11 protein-coding genes and 1 pseudogene are annotated in these 7,724 nt (G+C 68.5%); 8 read left to right on the top strand and 4 right to left on the bottom strand.

What is annotated here, in order from left to right; translation table 11 throughout:
* Positions 1-757, bottom strand: a pseudogene (locus SSNG_RS05620) (GNAT family N-acetyltransferase); the annotation flags it as partial.
* 156 nt (positions 758-913) lie between these two features.
* Positions 914-2,503, bottom strand: a complete 1,590-nt coding sequence (locus SSNG_RS05615; RefSeq protein ID WP_042802995.1) for an alkaline phosphatase D family protein — start codon at positions 2,501-2,503, stop codon at positions 914-916.
* A gap of 248 nt (positions 2,504-2,751) precedes the next feature.
* On the opposite strand from SSNG_RS05615, the gene SSNG_RS05610 reads away from it, so the two are divergent.
* From SSNG_RS05610 to SSNG_RS05605, 3 genes are all read left to right on the top strand, one after another.
* On the top strand, positions 2,752-2,970 hold the full coding sequence (locus SSNG_RS05610; RefSeq protein WP_007262835.1) for a hypothetical protein: 219 nt from the start codon (positions 2,752-2,754) through the stop codon (positions 2,968-2,970).
* A 30-nt stretch (positions 2,971-3,000) separates the two neighbouring features.
* Positions 3,001-3,159: a hypothetical protein gene (locus SSNG_RS41845; protein ID WP_007262834.1), complete on the top strand. Its 159-nt coding sequence runs from the start codon at positions 3,001-3,003 to the stop codon at positions 3,157-3,159.
* An 86-nt stretch (positions 3,160-3,245) separates the two neighbouring features.
* Entirely contained in the window at positions 3,246-3,440 is a 195-nt protein-coding gene (locus SSNG_RS05605; RefSeq protein WP_042800582.1) for a hypothetical protein, read from the top strand.
* A gap of 212 nt (positions 3,441-3,652) precedes the next feature.
* Here SSNG_RS05605 and SSNG_RS05600 read toward each other — a convergent pair whose 3' ends face one another.
* Together SSNG_RS05600 and SSNG_RS05595 are read right to left on the bottom strand one after the other, a co-directional pair.
* A complete protein-coding gene (locus tag SSNG_RS05600) occupies positions 3,653-3,847 on the bottom strand; it encodes a DUF397 domain-containing protein (RefSeq protein WP_007262832.1) in 195 nt (64 codons plus the stop codon).
* Entirely contained in the window at positions 3,840-4,652 is an 813-nt protein-coding gene (locus SSNG_RS05595; RefSeq protein ID WP_007262831.1) for a Scr1 family TA system antitoxin-like transcriptional regulator, read from the bottom strand. The genes SSNG_RS05600 and SSNG_RS05595 overlap by 8 nt, the downstream gene beginning before the upstream one ends.
* Before the next feature lie 94 nt (positions 4,653-4,746).
* Here SSNG_RS05595 and SSNG_RS05590 point away from each other — a divergent pair, with 94 nt between their 5' ends.
* From SSNG_RS05590 to SSNG_RS05565, 5 genes are all read left to right on the top strand, one after another.
* Positions 4,747-5,013, top strand: a complete 267-nt coding sequence (locus SSNG_RS05590) for a hypothetical protein (RefSeq protein WP_042800580.1) — start codon at positions 4,747-4,749, stop codon at positions 5,011-5,013.
* A 7-nt stretch (positions 5,014-5,020) separates the two neighbouring features.
* Positions 5,021-5,413: a hypothetical protein gene (locus SSNG_RS05585; protein WP_007262829.1), complete on the top strand. Its 393-nt coding sequence runs from the start codon at positions 5,021-5,023 to the stop codon at positions 5,411-5,413.
* 651 nt (positions 5,414-6,064) lie between these two features.
* Entirely contained in the window at positions 6,065-6,280 is a 216-nt protein-coding gene (locus tag SSNG_RS05575; RefSeq protein ID WP_042800579.1) for a hypothetical protein, read from the top strand.
* Positions 6,267-6,785, top strand: a complete 519-nt coding sequence (locus tag SSNG_RS05570) for a DUF6879 family protein (RefSeq protein ID WP_007262826.1) — start codon at positions 6,267-6,269, stop codon at positions 6,783-6,785. Before SSNG_RS05575 ends, SSNG_RS05570 begins: the two co-directional genes overlap by 14 nt.
* Positions 6,786-6,796: 11 nt before the next feature.
* Positions 6,797-7,648 carry a DUF5753 domain-containing protein gene (locus SSNG_RS05565; protein ID WP_007262825.1) on the top strand — a complete coding sequence of 284 codons (852 nt, stop codon included), beginning with the start codon at positions 6,797-6,799 and terminating at the stop codon, positions 7,646-7,648.
* Positions 7,649-7,724: the final 76 nt, after the last annotated feature.

Here is a 7,724-nt window from a genome sequence, read left to right as displayed (position 1 = left end):
GCGCAGCCGCATCACCGTGGCCTCCAGGACGCCCCTCGACGGGGGCGTCGGCGCCCGCGTTGGGGCGGCCCGAGAGGGTGGTGGCGGGGATCGACTGGATGGTGCAGCGGCCGAGCAGCTGGCGCAGCGCGAGCGGGAGTTCGGCAGCGTCCAGGGCGGTGCGGGTGGCCAGGCCGAGGACCCGCGTGGGGGCGTCCACCAGGTCGTGGGCGTCGGCGCGCTCGATCCAGGTGCTGCGGCCGCCGGCCTGGGCGACGGCGCGGGTCAGGCCGGCGGCCGCCAGTTCGCGCGGGGTGCGCAGCAGGAACTCGTCGACCGTGCCGCCCTCGGGGAGGGGGTGGGTCTGCAGGGTCAGGATGTCGACGCCCTCGCGGGCGAGCGCGGTGCACAGCGCGGCGAGGCTGCCGGGCTCGTCGCGCACGGTCGTCCGCATCCGCCAGAGCGCGGGGTTGGCGGGCGCGGCCCCCGGGGCGGAGGCGGCGGGACCGGAGACGGCCGGATCGGAGGGGGCCTTGGCCGCCGGGGGCGGCGCATGGCTGTGCCGGCGCGCCCACCAGGTGTGGAAGGCGGCGGTGACCAGGAGCGCGACGGCCGAGGCGACCAGCAGGACCGGGCCGTCCGGGCCGTGCGCGACGAGGTTGGCGAGGCCGTCGGCGACCGCGACGGCGCAGAAGAGGGCGGCGAGTTCGACGAGGTCCCGGCGCCAGTGGTGGCGGTGGGGGCGCTGGGCGGCGGAGGCGGGGTTACGGTCAGTCATGCACACACTTCTGGCTCAGGGGGTGTGCGTGATCGCGAACGATCTGTGACCGACTGGTTAAGCGTCGATCTGGTCGGTTTCGCCTGGTTTTCCAGCGGATTTCCGCTGGTGACCGGCCGGTCGCCGGAGCGTCGCCGGCCGGTCGCCGGATGTTGGTCAGGACTGTCCGACGCGGCCCGGCTGCAGGACCCGGGTGAAGAGGACGCCGCCTCCCTGGCGGCGCAACCGGACGGTCAGCTCCCCGCTGCCGCCGTCGATCTCGACCTCGCCGTAGTACGGGGGGTTCTCCGCCGGGGACATGTTGGCGACCGGCGCCGACTGGACGAACTCCGTCCTCGGGCCGAAGGTCGCGTCGAGCCGGCCCGCCGGGAAGCCGCCCGCGCCGATCGGCCCGGACACGAACTCCCAGAACGGCGCGAAGTCGCAGAAGGCCGCGCGCTCGGGCGCGTAGTGGTTGGCGGCGGTGTAGTGGACGTCGGCGGTGAGCCAGAGCGTGCCCGTGATGTGCTGGTGCTTGATGTGCCGCAGGAGTTCGGCGATCTGGAGCTCGCGCCCCAGCGGCGCCCCCGGGTCGCCCTGGGCCACCGCCTCGAAGTCCACCGCGCCGTCGGGGACGACGATGCCGAGCGGCATGTCCGCGGCGATCACCTTCCAGGTGGCGCGGGAGCGCGAGAGTTCCCGCTTCAGCCAGGCCAGCTGCTCGGCGCCGAGGATGCCGACCCGGTCCTCGGTCTGGCGGCCGGGGGAGTTGGCGTCGCGGTACGTCCGCATGTCCAGCACGAACACGTCCAGCAGCGGACCGTGCCGCAGCACCCGGTACATCCGCCCCTCGGTGCGCCCACCGCGCAGGTCCGTGACCGGGAAGTACTCGCCGAAGGCCTGGCGGGCGCGGGCGGCGAGGGTGTCGACGTCCTTGACGGTGTAGCGGGGGTCGTCGAGCAGCTGCCCGGGGTACCAGTTGTTGCGCACCTCGTGGTCGTCCCACTGGGCGACCACCGGGACCTGGGCGTAGAAGTCGCGCAGGTTGCGGTCCAGCAGGTTGTACCGGAAGTTCCCGCGGAACTCGTCCAGGGTCTCCGCGACCTTGGACTTCTCCTCCGTGGTGACGTTGTGCCAGACGCGCCCGTCGGGCAGCGGCACGGCGGCCTTGATCGGCCCGTCCGCGTAGATCGTGTCCCCGCTGAAGAGGAAGAAGTCGGGGTCGCGCAGCCGCATCTCGTCGAAGACGCGGTAGCCGCCCAGTTCCGGGTTGATGCCCCAGCCCTGGCCCGCCAGGTCACCGGACCACAGGAAGCGCACGTCGTGGCGGCGGGAGGCGGGAGTGGTGCGGAAGCTTCCGTGCACCGGCTCGCCGGAGCGGCGGGGGTCGTCGGGGTCGGTCAGCACGACCCGGTAGTGGACGCGCCGGCCGGGCGGCAGGTCCCGCAGGGTCGTGGTGCCGGTGTGGTCGGTGGCGGGGCCGAGGAAGGGACCGCCGTGGCGGCGGACGCCGTAGCGGAACGACTCGCTCGGGGAGGTCTCCACGTACATCCGGGCGGGACGGTCGGAGCGGGTCCAGATGGCGGCCGAGTAGGAGGTGACCTCTCCGGACTGGGTGCCCCACAGAGCCGCCGGGCGGCCGGAGCGGACGAGGGCGGCGGCCCGGCGGGGGGAGGCCAGGGCGGGCGAGGCCAGCGCGGTGGACAGGGCCAGGCCCAGCGGGACGGCCAGGGAACCGCCGAGCAGGGTCCGGCGGGTGTGCGGCATCGGTGCCATGGGTTGCGTCTCCAGGGGCCGGCGGGGGCGGGCCGGACCAGTGTGCCTTCGCACACGGGACCGACCGCGTCGCCCACGCGAACCGTGGATGAACAGCCGTCAGCCGGTCATGTGCGGCACGCCGTTGCCCCTGTCGTCCCGCTGCGCCTTCGCCGTGTCCAGGATGACGCGCGCCACCAGCGCCGGGTCGTCGTTCATCGGCACGTGGCCCTCTTGGCGCTCTCCCGGAGGCTGGGGCCATGGAGCGACGAGTGGTCGTCTACCCGCCCGACGAGCGCGGGTGGCGCAAGGTCCGGTACGACGGGCAGATCCTTGGCACGGCCTACCAGGCGAGTGACGTGGTCGAGTTCCTGCGGGAGGCCGGCCACCCTGACCCGGACGCCGTGAACCTCACGGACGAAGCGCTCTTCGAGTGGCGCGGGGGAGGCCCTGAGACCTGGGCTGACTCCCCGCCGTGACCTGTGGGAACCGTGATCGTTGGCTCGGGCATGAACAACATCAAGCGTTTCCTCGCAGCGGTCGCCCTTGCAGCGGCCGCGCTGTCCTTCGCCCCTGCTGCGCATGCCGACTCACATCGTGGTGACATGTATGAGGATGGACTCATCGAATTCAACGACTGGGACAATGGGTACGGAGGCTGGGCGTAGGTGCCGCGTGGCCACACGAGAGCCCTCCTGGCTTGAACCGGGAGGGCTTCTTCGTGACCGCTGGTCAGCATGATCGTTCGCAGGCTATGAACAACATGAAGCGCGTACTCGCAGCGGTCGCCCTCGCAGGCGCCGCACTGACCATGACCGGCACGGCCCAGGCCGCAGAACCCCGTGACGAAATCTCCAGCTTTCTCTACCCTTCGCACGACCGGGCGGGCTGGACTCTGGCGGACGGCATGGTGAGTGCTCGGGACTACGTGCCAGCGGAAGACTTCTAACCGACGGGTCTTCTCCAACCGGGCTTGTTCCCTCAGGGAAGCGAGCCCGGTTCGTGATCCAGCCCCGGGGCCGCGGTAGGACCTACGGCCTTGCCGGCCACAGGACCAAGGTCCCCCTGCAACGTGAAGAGCCCCCGCCGACTGCTGCCGGAGGGGGCTCTTCGTGGGGTCCAACCCGTGTACTGCGGGCCGTGTCGGACCCGGTGGAACCATCAGACCGTGTAGGTCTTGGCCTGGTGGACGAAGGCGGACCAGGCGGCCGGGGAAGCGGTCAGCTCACCCTTGCCGTAGTCCTTCGTGTCGCGCACGCGCACGGACGGGGCGTTGTCCGCAACCTCGATGCACGCGTCGTTGGTGTTGCCGCTGTACGTGCTCTTGTGCCAGTTGGGGGCAATGTTCTCAGCCATGGGCTTCCTTCACGGCGTGCATCAGCTCTACGGAATCGTGGGCGCCCAGGGCACCCTGCTGCACCAGATCATAGACCCGTTGAAAGCGCTGCACCTCGCGTTGATCTTCTATGTACGAACCGGTGTTGAAGCCTTCGGTGTAGGCGGTACGCTGCCCCGTCGATCGCGTGAGCAGGGTGAAAGAGCCCGCGACTGCGACGCCGCCCTGCGGTAGGACCTGGATGTTGATGTGAGGCTGCTCGTTCATCTTGAGTAGGTGCTCGACCTGCTTGCGCATGGCATCCCGTCCACCGATCGCGCGACGCAGGGCGCTTTCATCGATGATCGCCACCAGCCAGGGCGGTTCGGCCTGGCTCAGGATCGCCTGTCGCTCCAATCGCTCCGAGACGTACAGGTCGATCTGTGCGGGCCCGCCGGCCAGTCCGGCCGCCATGGCGCCACGCGCGTAGCCCTCGGTCTGGAGTAGTCCGGGGATGCCGAGCGAGAACTCGTGGATGGACGTCGCTTCGAGCTGGTGCTTCAGGTACTGCTTCGCGTAGTCCCGGACGTTCTCCTGGTTGAGGATGCGCACGAGGTTGCTCAGGCTGCCGCGCGGGACACCGAGGACGCTTTCGAGCTTCAGCGCCAGGTCCAAGTCGGGTGGGTCGTCCCCCAACTCCACCTCGGAGATGCGCGTCTTGTTGCTGAACACCTTCCCGGCCAGCTCCACCTGGGTCCAGCCCAGTTGCGCCCGAGCGTTCCTCACCAGGTCCCCGATGTACTCCTCGATCGAGCCCGAGGGGTCTGGTTCTCGCAGTCTTGGCATATGCCCTATTCCCCGCTCCCGTAGCGGAACTCAACTCCTGGTGATCGTAAGGGTGCTGCGCCACGCTCTTACCTCAGACGGACAAACAAGGTCGATGGAGGTGGTGAGGGTGGACAGTTTCCGGCTTCTGGACATCGTCGTGGACGGCCAGAGTCAGCAGGTCGGTCGCATCGCGGAGATGCCCGAAGGTGGCGACACCCTGAAGCTCGTCCGGCCGCCCGGCGAGACCACCTGGACCGCGAGGCGGGAGGAGTGCTGGTACGCCTCGGAGGAGGAGGCCGCGGTGATCGTCGGTGAGGTTGTCGAGCGTGTGATCAGCGGCAGGAACGAGAAGCCGCTTCTGCCGCGCCGGAAGGGCTGAGCTGCTCATGTTCAGACTTCACCAGCAGGTGTTCGACAACGGCCGTCAGGAACGTGGCGAGGTGGTCTACGTATATCCCGTGGGCGGCCTGATGAAGCTCCAGAACGGAACCGGGGTCCCGTGGCTCGCAGCCAAGGAGAACTGTTCGGCGGTGGAGAAGCGGAAGCCTGCCGTCATCAAGCGGGCCAACGGCGAGCCGTTCAGGATTCCCCCCGGCACCATCCCGTACGAGAACGTGCGGCCCTTCGATCTGAGGGTCGGGGACTTCGCCTTCCTCCAAGGCCGGCTCCTGCCGATCCGCGACATGCGGGGAGGGTTCGGCGGGGCCAGAACGCTCATCTTCGAGAACGGCAGAGCCAGAGCGGCGGAGGACGCCGAGAAGGTCTACCGACACCTCTGACGCCCACCCCAAGACGGAAGCAATGGCACGGATCGTCCTCATCACCACCTCCGCAGAAGACCTCGGATACCCACACCAGGTCTTCCGTGATCCGGAGAGTCAGCGGATCTACGCCTTACGGTGCCCGGGGGCGGCCTGCGGTCGGCTTGCCTCCGTGGCGCGGGGGCGCATCGCTGATCACACGGACTACGGGCTCATCGACCCCTGCTCGATGTCCGGCGTACCCGTCGAAGACCGGGCGACCAGACGCCGGCCTTCCCGAGTCATCACCCCGAGTGAGGGGAGGCACTAGTGGAGGAGTCGGAGATCGTGGCGTACCGCCTGATCACCTTCATCATCTGGTTCACGATTGGCGTGCTCCTCTGCGCCGTATGGATCAGCTAGACCCCTAGATCACCCACGCGACCACCCCTCCCCGTCCGCGTGGGTCACGCTCCCGGAGCTGACACCTGCCAGCCTGACGGGAGCCCGGTCCGGCCGCCTGTGAGTCGGCGCCCACGGCGGCCGGACCCCATCAGCCAGCAAGAATCCGAAGCCGTACGACCACCGATGAAACTGGTCGTGCAAGCGAGTGCAAGTTCGATGCACCCAGGCTCGTTTCGGGTGCAAGCTTCAACCCTGAGATCGTCATTTCCGAGCGAGGAGGGCACCATGGCTCTGCACATGCTTGGCAAGGACCCGGAGAGCAAGACCGGAGACAGCCCCACGGTCTACCTGGACGACGAGACGGACAACTACCTCGTCCAGGGGTGGAAGGTAAACGACGGCCGCCGCTCCGAGATGAACCTGCCGGACAACGAGGACGTGATCGAGATCCCGCGCCGGATGGTGCAGTTCTTCATGAAGGAGGATCGTGGCGACGCCTAGGTTCAAGGATCTGCTGGCGTCCGCTCGCGTGTCCGCTGTCCACCTGGAGATGCGGGACAGCTACATGCCGGACCCGGCCTTCGACGCCTGGAAGGCAGGCTCCCGCGAGGACCACCTCGCCGGGGACGAAGACTTCCAGATGTGGCTGGGCTGGGTGCGGGACGCCACCAACCGCGGAGTGCGGGTGCAGCGTGCGCGGGTGTTCTCCACGCCGGAGAGCGACTACATCCGGTGGGAGCACTTCATCTCCGACGCGAACGTGAAGGCCGGCGAGGAGATCCGCTGGCTGTCTCGGCGCAAGGCGATGGACATCGCGTTCCCCGGGAACGACTTCTGGGTGTTCGACAACGAGAAGGTGCTCGTCCTGAACTTCTCCGGAGACGGGGAGATCCAGGCCGACTGGCGTGAGCTGACGACAGATCAGCGAATTCTCGAGTTGTGCACTTCAGCGTTCGAAGCCGTGTGGGAGCGTGCCACCCCCCACTCCGACTACGTTCCGAGCTAGCCCGACCAGACATGGCTGCGTCCCCCCTCTCCACTGTCGATGAAGCTCGTCGTGTCCTCGGTACACGGCTGCGCGAGCTTCGGGTGCGTGGAGGGTTCCGGACGGCACGGGCCTTCGCGGCCCGTGCCGGTTGGAGCGAGTCCAAGGTGTCGCGGATAGAGCACGGTCAGACCTCGCCAAGCGATGACGACCTGATGATCTATGCCTCGCTCAGTGGCGAGCCCGACGCTTACGGGGACCTAGTGGCCAGTTCAGCGACGATCGACGAGATGTACGTGGAGTGGCGCCGGGTACAGGGTGCCGGCCTCGCTCCGGTACAGGAAGCAGCCCTGCCTCGGTACGAGAGGACCCGGCACTTTCGGATCTACGAGCCGGGTGTAGTGCCAGGGCTGCTCCAGACCCCTGATTACGCCAGGGCGCTCATGCAGCGGGTGATCACGTTCCTCCGGATGCCTGACGACCTGGACGCTGCGGTCGCGGCCCGCATCAACCGGCAACGGTTCCTGCGCGACGGGCACCGAAGGTTCGGAGTCATCCTCGAAGAGACGGCCCTGCGATCTCGCTTCGGCGGACCCGACGTGATGGCAGCCCAGCTCGGGCACCTGCTCCAGGTGGCTGCTCTGCCGCACGTCAGCCTCGGCATCGTCCCCATGAGCGCCGACCGTGGCATGTGGCCGGCTGAAGGCTTCTGGGTCTACGACGACACCCAAGTGGTGATCGAGCTTGCCTCCGCGCAGGTGACCATCAAGCAGCCCACGGAGATCGAACTCTACGCCCGCGTGTTCGCGGAACTGGCGTCCATCGCTGTGCACGGAAAGGACGCCCGAGCGCTCATCGCGCAAGCTGTCGCCGCACTCGGGTGAAGGATCTGCAAGCAGGTGCAAGTTCGTTGAGGCCGACCCCTCCGAGGGTCGATGCTCTCCGAGTGCGTTCCGCAGG

It is taken from the genome of Streptomyces sp. C, assembly GCF_000158895.1.
Taxonomy (GTDB): domain Bacteria; phylum Actinomycetota; class Actinomycetes; order Streptomycetales; family Streptomycetaceae; genus Streptomyces; species Streptomyces racemochromogenes.
This window is presented reverse-complemented; position numbering and strand designations above follow the sequence as displayed.

Excerpts from the sequence above, each read along its gene's own strand:
- SSNG_RS05605 (WP_042800582.1), top strand. The coding sequence starts at position 3,246 with ATGAACAACATGAAGCGCGTACTCGCAGCGGTCGCCCTCGCAGGCGCC.
- SSNG_RS05590 (WP_042800580.1), top strand. The coding sequence starts at position 4,747 with ATGGAGGTGGTGAGGGTGGACAGTTTCCGGCTTCTGGACATCGTCGTG.
- SSNG_RS05600 (WP_007262832.1), bottom strand. The coding sequence starts at position 3,847 with ATGGCTGAGAACATTGCCCCCAACTGGCACAAGAGCACGTACAGCGGC.
- SSNG_RS05615 (WP_042802995.1), bottom strand. The coding sequence starts at position 2,503 with ATGCCGCACACCCGCCGGACCCTGCTCGGCGGTTCCCTGGCCGTCCCG.
- SSNG_RS05610 (WP_007262835.1), top strand. The coding sequence starts at position 2,752 with ATGGAGCGACGAGTGGTCGTCTACCCGCCCGACGAGCGCGGGTGGCGC.
- SSNG_RS05565 (WP_007262825.1), top strand. The coding sequence starts at position 6,797 with ATGGCTGCGTCCCCCCTCTCCACTGTCGATGAAGCTCGTCGTGTCCTC.
- SSNG_RS05575 (WP_042800579.1), top strand. The coding sequence starts at position 6,065 with ATGGCTCTGCACATGCTTGGCAAGGACCCGGAGAGCAAGACCGGAGAC.
- SSNG_RS05585 (WP_007262829.1), top strand. The coding sequence starts at position 5,021 with ATGTTCAGACTTCACCAGCAGGTGTTCGACAACGGCCGTCAGGAACGT.
- SSNG_RS41845 (WP_007262834.1), top strand. The coding sequence starts at position 3,001 with ATGAACAACATCAAGCGTTTCCTCGCAGCGGTCGCCCTTGCAGCGGCC.
- SSNG_RS05595 (WP_007262831.1), bottom strand. The coding sequence starts at position 4,652 with ATGCCAAGACTGCGAGAACCAGACCCCTCGGGCTCGATCGAGGAGTAC.